Source organism: Bacillus sp. FJAT-45350 (assembly GCF_002335805.1).
Lineage (GTDB): Bacteria > Bacillota > Bacilli > Bacillales > NISU01 > FJAT-45350.
Genome location: NZ_NISU01000001.1, coordinates 1,547,782 through 1,564,636 on the forward strand (window position 1 = coordinate 1,547,782; position 16,855 = coordinate 1,564,636).

Annotated in this window: 20 protein-coding genes and 5 tRNA genes; 7 read left to right on the forward strand and 18 right to left on the reverse strand. The window is 36.1% G+C overall.

What is annotated here, in order from left to right:
- Positions 1 to 55 precede the first annotated feature (55 nt).
- Together CD003_RS07840 and CD003_RS07845 are read right to left on the reverse strand one after the other, a co-directional pair.
- Positions 56 to 895, reverse strand: a complete 840-nt coding sequence (locus CD003_RS07840) for a 1,4-dihydroxy-6-naphthoate synthase (protein ID WP_096200597.1) — start codon at positions 893 to 895, stop codon at positions 56 to 58.
- A complete protein-coding gene (locus CD003_RS07845) occupies positions 892 to 1,563 on the reverse strand; it encodes a futalosine hydrolase (protein ID WP_179295483.1) in 672 nt (223 codons plus the stop codon). Before CD003_RS07845 ends, CD003_RS07840 begins: the two co-directional genes overlap by 4 nt.
- A gap of 113 nt (positions 1,564 to 1,676) precedes the next feature.
- On the opposite strand from CD003_RS07845, the gene CD003_RS21830 reads away from it, so the two are divergent.
- Positions 1,677 to 1,829: a hypothetical protein gene (locus CD003_RS21830; RefSeq protein ID WP_179295484.1), complete on the forward strand. Its 153-nt coding sequence runs from the start codon at positions 1,677 to 1,679 to the stop codon at positions 1,827 to 1,829.
- A gap of 109 nt (positions 1,830 to 1,938) precedes the next feature.
- On the opposite strand, the gene CD003_RS07850 is transcribed toward CD003_RS21830, so the two are convergent.
- Both CD003_RS07850 and CD003_RS07855 read right to left on the reverse strand, forming a co-directional pair.
- Positions 1,939 to 2,130 carry a hypothetical protein gene (locus tag CD003_RS07850; protein WP_096200598.1) on the reverse strand — a complete coding sequence of 64 codons (192 nt, stop codon included), beginning with the start codon at positions 2,128 to 2,130 and terminating at the stop codon, positions 1,939 to 1,941.
- 197 nt (positions 2,131 to 2,327) lie between these two features.
- A complete protein-coding gene (locus tag CD003_RS07855; protein WP_096200599.1) occupies positions 2,328 to 2,756 on the reverse strand; it encodes a PaaI family thioesterase in 429 nt (142 codons plus the stop codon).
- Between the two features lie 377 nt (positions 2,757 to 3,133).
- On the opposite strand from CD003_RS07855, the gene CD003_RS07860 reads away from it, so the two are divergent.
- Together CD003_RS07860 and CD003_RS07865 are read left to right on the forward strand one after the other, a co-directional pair.
- A complete protein-coding gene (locus CD003_RS07860) occupies positions 3,134 to 3,331 on the forward strand; it encodes a YjcZ family sporulation protein (protein WP_096200600.1) in 198 nt (65 codons plus the stop codon).
- 195 nt (positions 3,332 to 3,526) lie between these two features.
- Positions 3,527 to 4,006 (forward strand): DUF456 domain-containing protein, encoded by a 480-nt coding sequence (locus CD003_RS07865; protein WP_096200601.1) that lies wholly within the window; start codon positions 3,527 to 3,529, stop codon positions 4,004 to 4,006.
- Between the two features lie 242 nt (positions 4,007 to 4,248).
- On the opposite strand, the gene CD003_RS07870 is transcribed toward CD003_RS07865, so the two are convergent.
- Positions 4,249 to 6,798 (reverse strand): DEAD/DEAH box helicase, encoded by a 2,550-nt coding sequence (locus CD003_RS07870; RefSeq protein WP_096200602.1) that lies wholly within the window; start codon positions 6,796 to 6,798, stop codon positions 4,249 to 4,251.
- Between the two features lie 160 nt (positions 6,799 to 6,958).
- Between CD003_RS07870 and CD003_RS07875 the strand changes: the two genes are divergently transcribed.
- Both CD003_RS07875 and CD003_RS07880 read left to right on the forward strand, forming a co-directional pair.
- Positions 6,959 to 7,258 (forward strand): hypothetical protein, encoded by a 300-nt coding sequence (locus CD003_RS07875; protein WP_096200603.1) that lies wholly within the window; start codon positions 6,959 to 6,961, stop codon positions 7,256 to 7,258.
- Positions 7,259 to 7,323: 65 nt separating this feature from the next.
- Positions 7,324 to 7,989 (forward strand): SIMPL domain-containing protein, encoded by a 666-nt coding sequence (locus CD003_RS07880; protein WP_096200604.1) that lies wholly within the window; start codon positions 7,324 to 7,326, stop codon positions 7,987 to 7,989.
- Positions 7,990 to 7,997: 8 nt separating this feature from the next.
- On the opposite strand, the gene CD003_RS07885 is transcribed toward CD003_RS07880, so the two are convergent.
- The 10 genes from CD003_RS07885 to CD003_RS07945 form a co-directional block, all read right to left on the reverse strand.
- Positions 7,998 to 8,369, reverse strand: a complete 372-nt coding sequence (locus CD003_RS07885) for a hypothetical protein (protein WP_096200605.1) — start codon at positions 8,367 to 8,369, stop codon at positions 7,998 to 8,000.
- 116 nt (positions 8,370 to 8,485) lie between these two features.
- Positions 8,486 to 8,560, reverse strand: a tRNA-Gln gene (locus tag CD003_RS07890).
- Between the two features lie 65 nt (positions 8,561 to 8,625).
- Positions 8,626 to 8,700, reverse strand: a tRNA-Gln gene (locus tag CD003_RS07895).
- Between the two features lie 65 nt (positions 8,701 to 8,765).
- Positions 8,766 to 8,840, reverse strand: a tRNA-Gln gene (locus CD003_RS07900).
- 64 nt (positions 8,841 to 8,904) lie between these two features.
- A tRNA-Gln gene (locus tag CD003_RS07905) sits at positions 8,905 to 8,979 on the reverse strand.
- A 484-nt stretch (positions 8,980 to 9,463) separates the two neighbouring features.
- Positions 9,464 to 9,538 (reverse strand) — tRNA-Gln (locus CD003_RS07925).
- Positions 9,539 to 9,883: 345 nt separating this feature from the next.
- Positions 9,884 to 10,555 carry a peptidylprolyl isomerase gene (locus CD003_RS07930; protein ID WP_373558535.1) on the reverse strand — a complete coding sequence of 224 codons (672 nt, stop codon included), beginning with the start codon at positions 10,553 to 10,555 and terminating at the stop codon, positions 9,884 to 9,886.
- A gap of 41 nt (positions 10,556 to 10,596) precedes the next feature.
- A complete protein-coding gene (locus CD003_RS07935; protein WP_096200606.1) occupies positions 10,597 to 11,355 on the reverse strand; it encodes an exodeoxyribonuclease III in 759 nt (252 codons plus the stop codon).
- Between the two features lie 23 nt (positions 11,356 to 11,378).
- Positions 11,379 to 11,753: a hypothetical protein gene (locus CD003_RS07940; RefSeq protein ID WP_096200607.1), complete on the reverse strand. Its 375-nt coding sequence runs from the start codon at positions 11,751 to 11,753 to the stop codon at positions 11,379 to 11,381.
- A gap of 89 nt (positions 11,754 to 11,842) precedes the next feature.
- Positions 11,843 to 12,787 (reverse strand): manganese-dependent inorganic pyrophosphatase, encoded by a 945-nt coding sequence (locus CD003_RS07945; RefSeq protein WP_096200608.1) that lies wholly within the window; start codon positions 12,785 to 12,787, stop codon positions 11,843 to 11,845.
- 265 nt (positions 12,788 to 13,052) lie between these two features.
- Here CD003_RS07945 and CD003_RS07950 point away from each other — a divergent pair, with 265 nt between their 5' ends.
- Positions 13,053 to 13,304, forward strand: coding sequence for a DUF3918 family protein (locus CD003_RS07950; protein ID WP_096200609.1), 252 nt, complete (start codon positions 13,053 to 13,055; stop codon positions 13,302 to 13,304).
- A gap of 60 nt (positions 13,305 to 13,364) precedes the next feature.
- On the opposite strand, the gene CD003_RS07955 is transcribed toward CD003_RS07950, so the two are convergent.
- The 3 genes from CD003_RS07955 to CD003_RS07965 form a co-directional block, all read right to left on the reverse strand.
- A complete protein-coding gene (locus tag CD003_RS07955; protein ID WP_096200610.1) occupies positions 13,365 to 13,661 on the reverse strand; it encodes a hypothetical protein in 297 nt (98 codons plus the stop codon).
- A 661-nt stretch (positions 13,662 to 14,322) separates the two neighbouring features.
- Positions 14,323 to 14,835 carry an acyl-CoA thioesterase gene (locus CD003_RS07960; RefSeq protein ID WP_096200611.1) on the reverse strand — a complete coding sequence of 171 codons (513 nt, stop codon included), beginning with the start codon at positions 14,833 to 14,835 and terminating at the stop codon, positions 14,323 to 14,325.
- Between the two features lie 485 nt (positions 14,836 to 15,320).
- Positions 15,321 to 16,259: a beta-ketoacyl-ACP synthase III gene (locus CD003_RS07965; protein WP_096200612.1), complete on the reverse strand. Its 939-nt coding sequence runs from the start codon at positions 16,257 to 16,259 to the stop codon at positions 15,321 to 15,323.
- A gap of 183 nt (positions 16,260 to 16,442) precedes the next feature.
- Here CD003_RS07965 and kapB point away from each other — a divergent pair, with 183 nt between their 5' ends.
- A complete protein-coding gene (kapB, locus tag CD003_RS07970) occupies positions 16,443 to 16,826 on the forward strand; it encodes a sporulation phosphorelay system protein KapB (protein WP_096200613.1) in 384 nt (127 codons plus the stop codon).
- Positions 16,827 to 16,855: the final 29 nt, after the last annotated feature.

Below are 16,855 nucleotides of genomic sequence, written 5' to 3' on the forward strand. Positions count from 1 at the left end.
ATAGAAAAAAGGATATGAAAAAGGTATTCTACCTTGTAACATATCCTTAAACTAGTTATTTATCCCAACGTAATGTTGATAAATCAATTTCTGGGACTAAACCTTCTTTAGCCGCTCGTCCTAATAATGAGTAAATCGCTTCATAGCCTTCGTCACCTAAGTTTGCTGAAAAGTTATTTACATATAAATCAATATGCGATTTTGCTACGTCAGGAGACATCTCTTGTGCATGTGATAGAACATAGTCCTCCGAAGCAGTCGGATTATCCCACGCATATTCAACAGATTGGCGAATTGCATTTGAAATGGAAGAAATGTCCAATATACGTTTTGCAATGATCGCACCTAATGGAATTGGTAGACCCGTATCCTCTTCCCACCAGCTACCTAAATCAACTAAACGATTAAGGTCATAATTTTGATATGTAAAACGCGCTTCATGAATAACTAAACCGGCATCTATCTTTCCATCACGTACAGCTGGCATGATTTCATGGAATGGCATTACTACTATCTCTCCTACACCGCCAGGTACATTTTCGGCTGCCCATAGACGAAACAGTAAATATGCAGTAGAGCGTTCACTTGGTACAGCTACACGTTTCCCGGTAAGTGCTCGTGGATCTGGATTGTTTGATTTAGTTAAAACTAATGGGCCGCAACCTCTCCCTAAAGCACCACCACAAGGTAGTAATGTGTACTCAGGTTGAATCCAGGGAAGAGCAGCGAACGAAATTTTGAGTATATCTGGTCCATTTGGTTTGGCAGCTAGATCATTTGTAATGTCAATATCAGCATACATTACATCCAATTTAGGGGCATTTGGTACGAGTCCATGGACTAATGCGTGAAAAATAAACGTATCGTTAGGACAGGGTGAAAAGGCTATTTTCATGTTAATACCTCCTGTAATTTTGAGCTTATAACAGTTAATGATTGTAGTGCCTCTTTAATACGCCATGCATCTCGATCTCTCGGACCGACCATATTGGAAATAGAGCGAATTTCTAGCATCGGTACGTTCATCTTTTGCGCTGCAATAGCAACCCCGTATCCTTCCATTGCCTCTACAATTGCTCCAGGGACACGTTCTTCAAGTAAATGAGCTTGCTCCATTGTTCCTGTCACAGTTGATACACTAAGTATAGGTCCTGTGTAAACTGGTATGTCCATTTTATTAATTGTAGTAACTACTTTGTCTACAAGGCTTTTGTCTACATGGACGGTGCTAGCACCAAATCCTAATTTTTCTATCGGGACAAAGCCTTCATCAGTTTCTGCTCCTAAATCAGCAGCAATTACATCACTACTGACTACGATAGAGGCTATCTCTGCTTTACCTGGAAATGCGCCACCAATACCGAGGTTTAGTACTAGGTCATAGTTGTTAATTGAAATTTCCATCGCTGTTGTAGCAGCAGATGCGGCTATACCAACTCCTGAAACAACAACAGTCAAATTGGTATCGTTTTGATCAATTCCCTGCATAATTGCTTCTTTCTCAGCTTCTACAGAAGTAACGATGAGAACGTTTCTTATTGAATCTGATTGTCGTTTATCCACTTATAAAACTCCTTTTAGTATGTAGGTAATTCTTTATTTTAAAAATATCATAAAACGAAAGAACTGGTAAATCATAATCATTGTAACGAACAATAGGAAAGGATGAAACAAATATGAAGGATAAATTTAATGGTGTAAACTTAGATGAAATTGAAGGTGCCGAAGAAATCCCTTATAAAGAAAAAAATGGAGACTTGCCTGATATATATCCAAATGTAAAAGAAACAGCAACACAACCAAAAGAAATAGACACTTTCAGAGAATAGTCTATTGAGGCCGTTTACAAGAGCGGTCTCATCTTTTTAAATAAAAATAAAAATAAAAATAAAAAGAAGTTATTACCTCATGTGAGATAATAACTCCTTCTTCCTACCATTATTCTTGAATTCGACTCTCAAAATCGTGTTGATATTCAATATTAAGTAAGTTAAAAAATGCTAGAGCAAATCCAATTACTAGTAATATAATAGGTATTACATATGATTTCTTTTTAAACGTGCTATATAATGTGAAAATTAAAGAAAAAGCTAGAAGTATTAATCCAGCGATAAACCCCCAGAATTCCATAACAGTACCCTCCATGTCATTACAATTTCTATCTATACCTTATAGTAGAATAAAGTTAACAGTTTATCTATCATTCTAGTATAAAATTCGGTAAACTGCCATTATTTCAGGAGATCATTCGTAAGGTAAAATTCCCCTTTGTAATAACCTCATGAGTTATAGAAAGACATTTTTTAGAAGGGTGCAATAAATAATCTTTATTTTTCTACACTTGTTATCATCACTGACGAAACAGAACTACCTACTTTTTTGTCATTTTGAAATAAGTCTGCTACAACATAAGCCACTTTTCTACCTAATCGTTCTACCCTTGCCTCTACCTCAACTTTTCCAACAAAGACAGGTCGATGGAAAGTTGTATGTAAATCAATTGATGCAAAACCTTGGTCATCACTTAGCTTTGATGCAATTGCAAAAGCCATCATACTATCTGCAACCGCAGTTAGGTATCCACCCATTGCTACACCAATTCCATTTATATATTTTTCATCAACTTCCCATGTACCACGAGCAATTCCATCCTCTGCAAATGTTGGTTGGAATTGCAGAGTGATATCACAGTTTGGTGGTTTAATACCTTCAGTTGTTACTCTTACTAAATCACTTGGTTTGAAAAGATCAGTCATGTTCATCCTTCTTTCTATGTTGTTTTTTGATTAATAAAAAATAATAGGTTACACAAGAGGTTCGACTTTTTGTCTACAATTCCTTCTTTTATTTAAAAAGTTTGTAAAAAGAGCTTGTTTATCTTTCTGTTCAATGTTATATTTATAAAGCGATGAGCTTATTGTGTAAGACGATGAATGCTTTAATGCACTATGTGGAGTGCTGTTTATCGCCTCAATTACGTAGAAGACGCCTACTTGTTAGGCGTCTTCTTTTATGTGTTTATTAAACAAATAGGGATAGACACCCAATTTTTTCTAAAGCGATGTTTTTTACAAACACGAATCCTTAGCTTTGCATAGGATACATTATCTCCAACAGAAGGTGGTGTATAGATATGTACGATTGCTATGGATATGGCGCAATGCCAGTAACTGGTGTTCAGCCGGGATGTGCACACACACAAGTTGCTGGAGCATACGCTCCAGCAGCTCCAGTAGCAGGTCGCGGTTTTGCTTTAATCGTGGTTCTGTTCATCTTATTAATTATCATTGGTGCTTCTTGGGCTACTCCAGCTCCTAAGAAACCTTGCTAATGTTTCACCTATCTTCTTTCGACAATAGGCTACCCATGCCTATTGTCGATTTTATTTAGTTAGCGCATCAGAACACTCGTTTTAGGTGGTTTACTTATTCAGGGTACATAGTATTTGTTTGTAAGGAACAAGAAGATTAAACATTGGAGTGGTATACTAAAATTAAACATCAAACAGACTTTGTGAGGTGCTTATTTGGACATTTTGATATCAATTTTAATCGCCATTTTATTTATTTTAAGCTTTGTCGGTCTCATCTATCCTATTATCCCGTCGGTGTTACTAATATGGGGTGGTGTCGCATTATACCATTTCTTCATTAATGCAGACGCATTGTCTTGGTGGACATGGGGTACATATATTCTTTTAACAGTTGTTCTATTTCTAACAGATTATTTGGCAAACCTTTATTTTGTACAAAGATATGGTGGCTCCAAATGGGGCATGCGAGCGGTAACTGTAGGAATTATCATAGGATGTTTTGTTATCCCACCATTTGGGATTCTAATCGTACCCTTTATTTTAGTTTTATTTACTGAGCTGTTCCAAAATAAATCTCCGGCGTATGCCTTAAAAGTCGCAACAGGGACAATTATTGCTTTTTTAAGTGGTGTGTTTGCAAAAGGTATCATTCAAACAGTGATGATCGTCGTATTTATAATTGATATGCTTTAATGTCAAAGGAGACTGGGACAAATGTCAAAAACGGGAGCCCACTGAAAAAGTCCAACCTAGACGATTCGAGAAGTGGTAATGGCTCCGCACGTTGCACGCTTGCTATGAGAAAACCACTCATAGCGCGCTTTTGAAAAGAGGCAACGGCTTCGCGCATTACTTAAAGGCCGCTGAAAAAGTGAAAATCACACTTTTTCAGCGGCCTCAAAAACGGACCTTTTGTCCCAACTCCTTTGGCCATTTTAATATTCGTCTCCCTCAAAATATTGACGCCTCTTATATTTAGCTGAGTGACAACGATTACAAATTGGAAACGCAAAATCGATTTCAAGTTTTTTTCCACAATGCTTACACTTTTTCGTCATATTCTTAACATCTGTTTTTAAGCGCTCATGTACTTCATCACTTAATTCTCCTCTTATTCGCTCCCAGTAAATGGCTTCTGTTCGTTTATCTAGTCGATATAAAAACAAAAGGTGAAGCCCAACTGATTTATAGGAAAGTTCTAAATCCTCTAAGCTGTCCTTCGTGATTTTAGGTTCTGGTAATTCTGTTCCACGTACAATTGCAAGCATTTTTTGTCGCCATTCATACGTTAAGCCAGGCTCTCGATTTGAAAATGGCAAATGTAAGAATCCATATAAATCCATGAGAGAAAGCCGACCTTCTATTTCTGTCCCTCTTATCGTTGTGTAAAGCTCTTTTTCCTCAGACAATGTTGCTTTTTTCGTTCCTATAGGGCTCTCAAACTTCTCCCAAAGGTCAAAAAATGCACCTAGGTCCCGGTAGTACTTCTGAAACCTTTCAAATATATCACTGGTTGGTGCAATCGCAAATGTATGAACTGGGATATCTTCTTGGTTAAGCAGGCGATTCATTAACTTAATATCTTTTGTGAAAGCTACCTTCCCAACATTATAAATTCCTTTACGCCCTGCCCGACCTGCAATTTGCTTTACTTCTTGGGATGTTAACCTGCGTCTCTTTACTCCATCAAACTTCTCGTTTTCTAAAAAAACAATCCTACGTATCGGTAAATTAAGTCCCATACCGATAGCATCTGTAGCTACGATGACTTTTGTTTCACCTTGAATAAATCGTTGCATTTGCTTCTTTCTTGTTTCAGGAGGCATGCTACCATAAATCATTGAAACAGAATGTCCATTATTTTGTAGTCTTGATGCTGTCTCAAGTACTCTTCTTCTAGAAAAGCAAACGAGAGCATCTCCTTTTTTCGTATGCTTCATGCTAAATTCTTTCGATTCGACCTCTAAAGGGATATCTCGGTTATATTTATGAATTTCTATATCCGAATCCCCTAATAATTGAAGGATCATCGACTTAGAATTTAAGCTACCAATAATGTGGACTTCATTCGCATTAGCTTTAGTGATCGCTTTATACCATGAAAATCCTCTATCTTTATCAGCAATCATTTGTGCTTCATCGATTACAACTACATCATAAAATTCTTTCTCATGAAACATCTCAACAGTACAGGAGATATGTGTTGCTCCGTCTAAGTCCTTTTCCTCTTCCCCTGTTTTTAAGCCACAGGTTACATCATCATTATTTAACTTATCGTACACTTCTAGAGCTAATAGTCTTAATGGAGCAAGGTAGATCCCACTTTCTCCTTCTTTCATCCGCTGTAAAGCATGGTGTGTCTTTCCAGTGTTTGTCTCACCTATATGAAGAACATATTTTATATTTCTGCCAGTATTCGGCCGATACTCTCGTCCAAATATATCTTCAAGCATACGTTCTTCTCTTTCAACCTGCCTTTTATATTCAGCTAATTCTTCCGCTCTTTTTTGTTCTCTCTTAGCTAGGTCTTGTTCATAAATTGCTTTATGATTAGCCTCATCAAAAGGTAACGAAGCAATTGTTAAAATGTCTTCAAGATACTCCTCTTGAATTTTTGATAAAAACTCCATTTGAATCAAATATAAGCTATCTGCAATCACCTTTCGTAAAACTGAGACTGATATTTGATAATACTCTACTAAAGTAGGTGGCAGTTCTTCAAGTAGCCATTTAGGTACAAACTCAAAGAGATAGTCTCTGATAACTCTGTCATAATAGTAGTAATACGTTTCGTACTCCCATTGAAAGGTTTTGTGTACGGTACCTGTTAACTCATCCAAAAAACTACCGACAAAAGTATAATTTGAAACTTTAAAATTCCCTTTAGGAACTAATTTTTCTTCTATTTTAAATGTATCAATTGTTTGAAACTTAGGATTGTTTGTTAAATCCTTTACTAATTGTTTTGATACAATATGTCGAACATGTAAGTAAAGAATCTCATACCTTTCATCAATAATGTCTTTCGCAGCATTTTCTATGGCTGTTTCTGCATTTTTCCTTTTCTCAGCAATCTCTTCTTCTTTTTTTCTAACGAGATAATCCTGTCGAGCCTGTTCATAGCGAGTTTCCCACTTTTCATGGTCTTGTACATTTGTACTCTCAAGCCAGTTCATCACATTGAATCGTTGATACTCTTTCATTTCCGTTCGAAAAAGATGGTTTATCAGCTTCCGGTCAACACCCTCTACTTCATAGCCTTTTTCATATAAAAACGACTTTTTCTCCTTTTTAGAAACGTCATTCGTCGCTTTATTAATCCAAACATTTACCCAAATTTGTTCTAGGTACTGCTTTCTATCGGAAAGGTATTGTTCATAAGATGGTAATCTCTCTCTCGTTTCAAGGTAATTGTTCATATCCTCAAAAATTTTCTTCTTTGTATGTTCTATTGCTTGAGGATAGATAGTAATTAATTTATTCAAATTATGTCTCTCCTTTCCGTATCTTATAACGGAGGAACGAATCGTATCATTAGTTTTGCCTTTGTCATTTTATTTATTACGCACTAATGTGGATGTTGTCCCTTACTGTAGTGTTTGTTGAATGGTATAATACCCCTATCTTACCAGAAGGAGAGCGAAAATGAATAAAAAAGCAATTGAAGAACAGGTTATCAGTAATTATCAGCAGGATGAACAGATGATGATTTTAGTTTTTGCTCAGTGGAGTATAAACAATGATTTAGATCCTAAAGAACTATATTTACGAGCGTATCCTGACCAAGGAAGTAACGATGCTTTACAACAAGCATTGGATTTAACCGTTTCTAAAGAAGAGGCTGGCGAAGTACCTGATGATACATTGCTAGGTGTACTATCCTTGTTTGGAAATGATGATTTAGCTTTTGTCGTCACCGAGGAAATCAATAAGAGAAAAAGATAATAACATAAGGGCTTACAGTGGGTCATATCATATTCTAAATCTATTATGATGAAAAAGGTGAGCATATGTATAATAATCAAATGTACAGTTTCCCCTCACAAGTAAGCCCTATAAAACAAAATGGGACAAATGAGCTGAAAGTTTATGGTGAAGGTAAGCTTCAACTCTCTCCCGATCACGCAATCATTACACTAGGAGTAATCAATGAAAACTCCGATTTAACAGTAGCTCAAAATGAAAATAATCAAAAGATGACAAATGTTATTCAAGCTTTACGAGAAATAGGAATTCCAGATAATGATATGAAGACAGTTATTTATCAAATTGACATGATGTATGATTATGAAAATAATAAGCAAATTTTGAGAGGATACAAAGTAAATCATCAACTCCAGGTTTCCGTTGAATCGATTGGTCAAACTGGTCTAGTCATTGATACAGCTGTACAAAGTGGAGCTAATACTGTTTCGAATGTTACGTTTACTGTAAAACAAGTTGATGATTACTATAATCAAGCATTAGTTATGGCAATGAATTATGCTTATGAAAAGGCAGTTGCAATGGCTAATTCACTTGGTGCAACTCTAAATCCGTTACCAAAACAGATAGAAGAACTCTCTGCACAAGCTAGTCCACCTCAGCCTTTCCTAATGGCACAAGCTGCACAAACACCAGTACAGCCAGGACAAATAGAAATTACCGCAAGAATAGCTGTTGATTACTTATATTAGTATAGATGCTATGCTATCACTTCTCTCTCCTTTTTTATTCCATAGAGAAACATCAGAATACCAATAATGACAAGTAGTGGCTCTAAAATATACACCTCTGGTCCGTATGTTAGACGGTGAAGTTGGAAAATCCAATGGATAACTACAATATCAAAACTTGCAAAGAACCCAGAAGCAACGATAACCCCATGAAAAAATGAAAGTGGAAAAAACTTTCTGCAAAAATAATAAAAGATAATTGTCGCTACACCGGCAAAAAGTAACGCACCAAGTCGCTGCAATGTCGTTGTAGCTGTCAATTCAATCGCATAGGCATGCGATGAGTGAAATAATAAGTCTATGTACAAAATTCCAAATAGAAAGCCTATCATTCTGTTCATATTAATCCATCCTTAGATACGTATTATATCTATTTATGGTCAAACTATTAGTTTATAAACAGAAAAAACAAGCGGAATTTAAGAATTCTGCTTGTTTTACTACATATGTATGTGTTTGGCTGGGCTAGCTGGATTCGAACCAACGCATGACGGAGTCAAAGTCCGTTGCCTTACCGCTTGGCTATAGCCCATAGACGTTTGCTACTACTAGTATGACACACATAATATAAATTATGCATTTTATAAAAAAAGAAAATGGCTGGGCTAGCTGGATTCGAACCAACGCATGACGGAGTCAAAGTCCGTTGCCTTACCGCTTGGCTATAGCCCATTGACGTTTGCTACTACTAGTATGAAACACATAATATAAATTATGCATTTTATAAAAAAAGAAAATGGCTGGGCTAGCTGGATTCGAACCAACGCATGACGGAGTCAAAGTCCGTTGCCTTACCGCTTGGCTATAGCCCATAGACGTTTGCTTCTACTAGTATGAAACGCATAATATAAATTATGCATTTTTATTAAAAGAAAATGGCTGGGCTAGCTGGATTCGAACCAACGCATAACGGAGTCAAAGTCCGTTGCCTTACCGCTTGGCTATAGCCCATTGACGTTTGCCAATACTAGTATGAAACGCATAATATAAATTATGCATCTTTATTAAAAGAAAATGGCTGGGCTAGCTAGATTCGAACGAACGCATGACTGAGTCAAAGTCCGTTGCCTTACCGCTTGGCTATACCCCATTGACGTTTGCCAATACTAGTATGAAACGCCTAATATAAATTATGCATTTTATAAAAAAAGAAAATGGCTGGGCTAGCTAGATTCGAACGAACGCATGACTGAGTCAAAGTCCGTTGCCTTACCGCTTGGCTATACCCCATTGACGTTTGCCAATACTAGTATGAAACGCCTAATATAAATTATGCATTTTATAAAAAAAGAAAATGGCTGGGCTAGCTAGATTCGAACGAACGCATGACTGAGTCAAAGTCCGTTGCCTTACCGCTTGGCTATACCCCATTGACGTTTGCCAATACTAGTATGAAACGCCTAATATAAATTATGCATTTTATAAAAAAAGAAAATGGCTGGGCTAGCTGGATTCGAACCAACGCATGACGGAGTCAAAGTCCGTTGCCTTACCGCTTGGCTATAGCCCATCGCCCCTTTGCTACTACTAGTATGATTCGTATTCTTAAGAATATGCACAGATTAGGCAATAAATTTTCTGATTCATACGTAGTTGTTTTAACGACAAAAAAGTACATTAAATGTTGTTAACATCTAATGTACTTCGTTCGTTGGACATAGTATCCTCTAAATCACTTAGAAATGAATGCTTTTGAGTGGAAACGGACATAAAAGTTTTTATTTGATGAAAAAAACGAGGAACAGCTCACGTTTTTCCTATATAACGGATTTCATGTCCATAATGTTTGTAAATGTTACGTTTATACCATAGATAACGGAACCTTTGTCCAAATGGTCATACCTTACCACTTCAATTACTCAACTACTTCTGGTTGTCCGTAATCGACACCATGTGTTTCAACTGTTACTACTTTCATACGTTGGTCTTGAAGAGGTCTATCACTAGCATTTCTATCTACTGATACAATTGCATCAACAGCTTCCATACCCTCAATAACCTTACCAAAACCAGCGTACTCACCATCTAAATGCGGTGAATCATCTACCATAATAAAAAATTGAGACCCAGCAGAATCAGGGTGTTGTGAGCGAGCCATTGATAGTACACCACGTTCATGTACTAAATTATTCTCAAAACCGTTTGAAGTAAATTCACCAGGGATGCTGTACCCAGGTCCTCCCATTCCACTTCCTTCTGGGTCACCACCTTGTACCATAAAACCAGGAATAACACGGTGGAATACTAATCCGTCATAAAAACCACTCTCTACTAATGAAACAAAGTTCGTAACAGAATTCGGTGCTACTTCTGGATATAACTCGATAAGTATTTGATCATCGTTCTCCATTGTAATTGTCACAATAGGATTCGTTTCAGATGAAAAATCATTTGTACCAGCTACTTCTTCGTCTCCATCAGTTTCCACTACCTCATCTTCAGGACTCGTCCCACATCCAACTACAAGCATTGCTAAGATAATACTCATAACCATGATGAGTAATTGTTTTGACCATTTCATTTTCATATTCAAATCTCCTTTGCAACATTTTCAAAGTTAATTATACGTTATCTAATTTCTAAAACAATAGGACAATGATCGCTTCCATAGGTTTGAGAATGAATATCTGCACTCACTAAAGAATTTTCAAGTCTATTTGATACGATAAAATAATCAATTCTCCACCCAATATTTCTAGCTCTAACATCTCTCATATAAGACCACCACGTATACATTTCTACTTTGTCTGGGTAAAAGTATCGGAATGTATCTGTGAAGCCTTCTTGTAGAAGAATAGTCATTTTTTCTCGCTCTTCCTCAGTAAAGCCTGAATTCCCTTTGTTGGATTTAGCGTTCTTTAAGTCAATTTCAGTGTGAGCTACATTTAGGTCCCCACATAGAATGACTGGTTTCCGTTCATCTAACTCTTTTAAATAGCTGCGAAATTGGTCTTCCCATTGTAAACGATAATCTAGTCTTGCTAAATCTCGTTTGGAATTTGGAGTATAGATATTTACTAAGTAGAAATCATCAAATTCCAATGTAATAATTCTACCTTCAACTTGTGGATCTTCTACTCCGATACCAACGCCATACCAAGCAGAGATAGGCTTTTTTTTTGTGAAAATTGCTGTCCCAGAATAGCCTTTCTTCTCGGCATAATTCCAATATTGATGGTAGCCCTCTAACTCTAGGTTGATTTGACCTTCTTGTAACTTTGTTTCTTGAATACAAAAAATATCTGCACCGATTTCATGAAAATAATCTAGAAAGCCTTTTTTTACACACGCTCTAATACCATTCACATTCCAAGATATTAGTTTCATAGATTTACATCCCCTGCCGTCAACTATTGTTGTAATTCATCTAGAAGTGGATACTTATTTTTTAGTCTTAAAAGAAACAGCTCATTTCGGGAACGTTTCTCAATCACACTTAATGTAATAACGATATACACTGTAAATGTTGCTATCGTACTTACAATTGCGAGCAATGAACCATAATAACTAATAAGCATAGCCACTTGCCATGATACCATTATCCCTGTTGCGACCACAATGATAAAGCATAGTGAAGCGTAGAGTGCATAGACCATTCCTTTTATACCTTCAAATCGCTCAAATAGATTTCTACCTCTTTTTAGAGGGAAATCAAGCATAAATAGTAAGTAAAATATAAGCAAGAAATATGAAAACATTCCCCAGCCTAATTCAGTTAACCCCATTTGCTCTTTCCTCCATCCACCATAATCTGAAAAAGCACACCTTTTAAAATGGTGTGCTCATCTTTTTGCTTAATTATATCAGATGGATTTTAAACGTTAGATTCCATTTTGTTGAAAATGTCTGTTAACACTGGGATAATCTGTTTCTTACGAGATACTACACCTTTAAGAACAGCCGTGTTATTTTCTAATGAAACATTATAAGCTTTTTCAACTGCGCTTGCAGAATGTCCTAAAGCAATTCCTGTTGAATCACTTGTTAAGATGTCAGTTGCAACGAAAAGGAATAAATCTAATCCTTTTTCATCGATTACTTTTGTCATAGCTGCTTCTAGCTCTTCTTGACGAGCAAGTACTTCATTAACATCAACTGTATTTACTTGTGCAACTTCAACTTTGCAGCCTCCCATTGGGAATTCTTTAGCATCTAAAGCGATAAGCTGAGCAGCTGTTTTATCTGAAAGGTCAGTTCCTGCTTTAAGCATATCCAAACCGTATGTTTCAGCCTCCACACCAGCGATTTCAGCTAATTCACGAGCAGCTGCAACGTCTTGGTCTGTACAAGTAGGTGATTTGAATAATAATGTATCAGAGATAATAGCAGATAGCATTAATCCAGCCATTTCTTTACGAATTTCGATACCATTTTCTTTATGTATTTTATTTAAAATTGTTGCTGTACATCCAACAGGCTCAGCGCGGTAATATAACGGGTCGCTTGTTTCAAAGTTAGCGATACGGTGGTGGTCAATAACTTCTAGAACACGAACTTGATCTATATCGCCAGCACTTTGTTGCTTTTCGTTGTGATCGACTAAGATAACCTCTTGTGCTTCAGCTGCTACTTTCTCAACTAAACGAGGAGTTTCGACTTTAAAATAATCTAATACATATTGAGTTTCACCGTTAATTTCACCTAAACGAATAGGTTCAGCGTCCATCCCCAATTTTGTTTTTAAATCTGCATATGCGATAGCAGAACAAATTGAATCTGAATCTGGATTTTTGTGACCTAATACAAATACTTTTGCCATGTTCATTCTCCTTTTTCAATAGGATTTAGTTTTTTATTAATTCATATCCACGCCTATTATAAAACAGTTTCTTTTTAATAGAAAGAAAAAATTACCTAATCTACTCAGAAAAACCGACTTTTCTTATCTGATATAAAATAACTTAATTGTATGTAAAAACTTCTGTATCAAGTGGAATCAACATCCTAGGATAAAATAACATAAAAAAACTGAAGCTAATAACTGTTTAACAAGGTTTATAAAATTTGAAAAGGGGCGGTTTACTATGTTTAGGAATCAAACAAGAACTGAGCAAATGATGGAAATGGTTGGACTTAACCGAAACAAGAACAAAAACAATAATGGGTTAATGCTTTCATTAGTAGGTCTTGGTATTGGCGCTGCGGCATATGGAATGATGAGGCGCAATAATGATGAAAATGAACATAATGAAGTTCATCATAATAATGACATGATGCAAAACATGAGCGAGCCGATACAGCATGCTATTGAGGATTTTCGTGATCAGCTTAGATAATAAAGTTATCTGGAAGTCAACGCTCTGCGTTGACTTTTTTTATTCTTTAGTGGTTTATTCTTATCGAAATCTGTTTAATTGTTGTAACATATTTTCTTCTTTGAGAATTTTCACTTGTCTTTCTCCTAATAAATCGAAATGAGGATAATCTTTTCGGTGATGAATTCGGTGACTTGGAATATTATATTTTTCTCCCCACTTACTAAGTTTTTCTATATTTGAACAACCAACTTTTGTTACTGTTGTAATATTAGGATAACGTTCATCAATCCAGTAGTGAGTAATGAATGCAATTTCTCCATTCTTAACACGCAATTTCCAATCTAATAGCTCTTTCCTTTTTATACCGAATGCCATAGGCAATCACCCTTTTTGCTTAATTTACATAAAAAAGAACAAGAACCGCAAAGCGGTCTTTTGTTTAAAGCAATGTTCGGAGCCACTACCTGTTTTAAAGTATAGTGACAAGTGGATTTTGTGACGCTATGCGCGTAGTGTGCGAAGCCATTGTCCTTCTTTGAATAAGCTCTCATTTATTCACAGCTTAAGTATTTTTTAATTACCTTGAAGCCATAAAAAAGAAGGAACGGTCATCTCATGTGACCATTCCTTCTAACCCATTCACCTGCTATAAGCATTTTCTACAACTGGGGTCGTAGCGATTTATATCTTGCAGAAACACCTCATTTCAGTAAAGCTTAAGAGTAGCTTAAACTGTCTTGAAATTCGTTGTACATCGCAATCACCTCATTATAAGGTCAAATCGTACTACCAATTGTACAATGAAAAACTTTATTAAGGTGTATGGGGTGAGGTGACAGTAACTGTCTCCCTCGATAATTATGATGGCCATTTTAGTAAGTATCTATTCATCTTTTTTTAAAAAGTAGATAAAATTTTTTACGAAGGCGCTGAAAAAGTCCAAACTAGACGATTCGAGAAGCGTAATGGCTCCGCACGTTGCACGCATTACTTTAAGGCCACTAAGTGAAAGTCACACTTTTTCAGCAGACTTTTTTTACTCCCACGGTTTTTCAAGTGTTAAAAATTCAGCTAATTCTTTACTTTTCTTTTTACGGGCTTTTCGGACCTCGGCACGGTCTTTTCCGGTTTCATGGAGCTTCTTCTCTTCTTCTGTTTCAGGAATGACGCTTGCAACTTTGCAGAGTGTTCCTTGTGGACATAAAGAGACAAAGGTTAAAAAGGCAGTTGCTGCAATTCTTCTTTCTCCTGTGTTGAAATTTTCCGCAATTGCTTTTACAAAAATCTCCATAGAAGTATTCCCTGTCCACGTTACAAAAGCTTCTAAACAAACAGAATCAGACTGTCTTATTGGATGAAGAAAGTCGACAGAGTCAGTAGAAGCTGTCACCACTTCTGTTCGACAATGCCTCCTAGCAGCAATAGAAGCTACTTCATCCATATTACGCATTAATATGCCACCAAACAAATTCGAATGGTTATTTGTATCATTTGGTAAGACTAAATGTGTTTGAATTACACGTGATTCTCTTATATATTTTTCTTTCATAGTAAAGGATCGGTCCCTTCTTTTATATTGAAATTATTTCAAATCATACACTTTCTTAGGTTAACAAGCAACTGAATAGAACTGGAGAAAAAAGCAAGCTATATATAGGTTAATCAAAATATTCTTAAAAAAATTACAAAGGGATTATTGAAAAACATAGTAAGCTTGAACCTAAGTTAGTATATCGGGGTTTTACAACATTTAAGTAAACTTATTCAATTAAAAGTGAAGCTTATCGAAAAAAATCATGAAGAAGCTACAAATTTATGTCATACAGTTTCAAAATCTCGCTTGAGATGCAAGTTGTACTTGAAGCATATGAAACAAAATCACTTTCCTCAATAGAAATAAATGAATTACTAAGACATACAGACATTGATAAATTATAAAAAAAGAAGGCAGTGCTCGCTTAAGCACTGCCTTCTTTTTTTGATTACTTAAACTATAGAATACCTGAATATGGATAAGGTTTACGGGTTTTGTTCTTACTTACCCCAACGTAATACAGTTGAACCCCATGTTAATCCGCCACCAAACCCGACTAAAACGATAATGTCACTATCTTTTATCTTATCATTTTCTACTTCTTCATATAAGGATAAAGGAATAGAGGCAGCTGATGTGTTGCCATATTTATCAACAGTCACAGAAACCTTGTCCTCAGATAAGCCTAGTCGTTCTCGAGCTGATTCAATAATGCGTACGTTTGCTTGATGTGGTATTAAAAAATCGATATCATTATTCGTTAATCCTGCTTTGATTAATGCGTTATTTGCTGATTCGCCTAATGTACGTACAGCAAACTTAAATACCTCTCTACCATTCATCCCTAACACGTTATCAATATAGAGATGTTTTCCACCAGAACCGTCAGAACCTAGTTCATACCCTAGAATTCCATTCCCTTCAGATACTGGTCCTAGCAATACCGTACCTGCTCCATCTCCGAAAAGTACGCACGTATTACGATCAGTCCAATCAAGAACAGTTGAGAACTTTTCTGCACCGATAACTAAAGCATATTGATGATTTCCAGATTGGATAAATTGTTGAGCAGTTACAAGGGCATAAATAAACCCTGTACAGGCTGCACTCATATCAAACGCAAATGCATTACTTGCTCCTAATCGCTCTTGTACCATACAGGCAACAGATGGAAACGGATAATCAGGAGTTGCTGTTGCGACTACAATTAAATCAATCATGTCAGGTTCAATATTAGCATTTTCTATGGCTTCTAATGCTGAATAATATGCCATGTCAGCAGTTTTCATATCATCAGGTGCAATTCTTCGTTCTTTAATTCCAGTTCTAGACTGTATCCAGTCATCGGATGTATTTAATGTTTTTTCCAGGTCTTTATTGGTAACGATGTTTTCAGGAACATACTTACCTACACTAATTATTCCTACATTTTTATTCATTTAAAAACTCCCTGTAGTTGTTGTTACTAGTACCAAGTGCTAATAAATCTTTTCTCATTTACCTAGTATACAATAATACAGGCATTCTGAAAAAATATTTGTGAAAAAAAAGAAAAAAATATTGAAATCTTTGTGAATCTCGTAGCACTCAGTTAAAATGAAAGTGTAAAGGAGGTTTTTTTAGTGAGTGAAAAATTTGAGGTTGGACAAATAGTAACTGGAATTTATAAAACTGGTAAATACATTGGGGAAATTACAATGGAAAGACCAGAGCAATATGTAATGAAGGTGTTAGCGGTTCTTAAGCATCCCGAGCAAGGCGATTTACATAACCCTAAACAAGGTAACGCAGAGATGTTTCATGAACGTCGAGCATTGGCTTATACCGAACATGTTAATGTACCAAAAACTCATATTAAACGTTATGAAGAGGATGTTCCTACCTATAAAGACTCATTACGGGTGGCATTAGAAGAAAAATATAAGTCACTTGAAAATGATGATAGTCAGTTTGCGAAAAGATCATTAGAATTACTTAGGGGTCTAGAGGCTGATTATTTCAAATAGTTCGGTATTCTAAAAATAATCAATTGTCT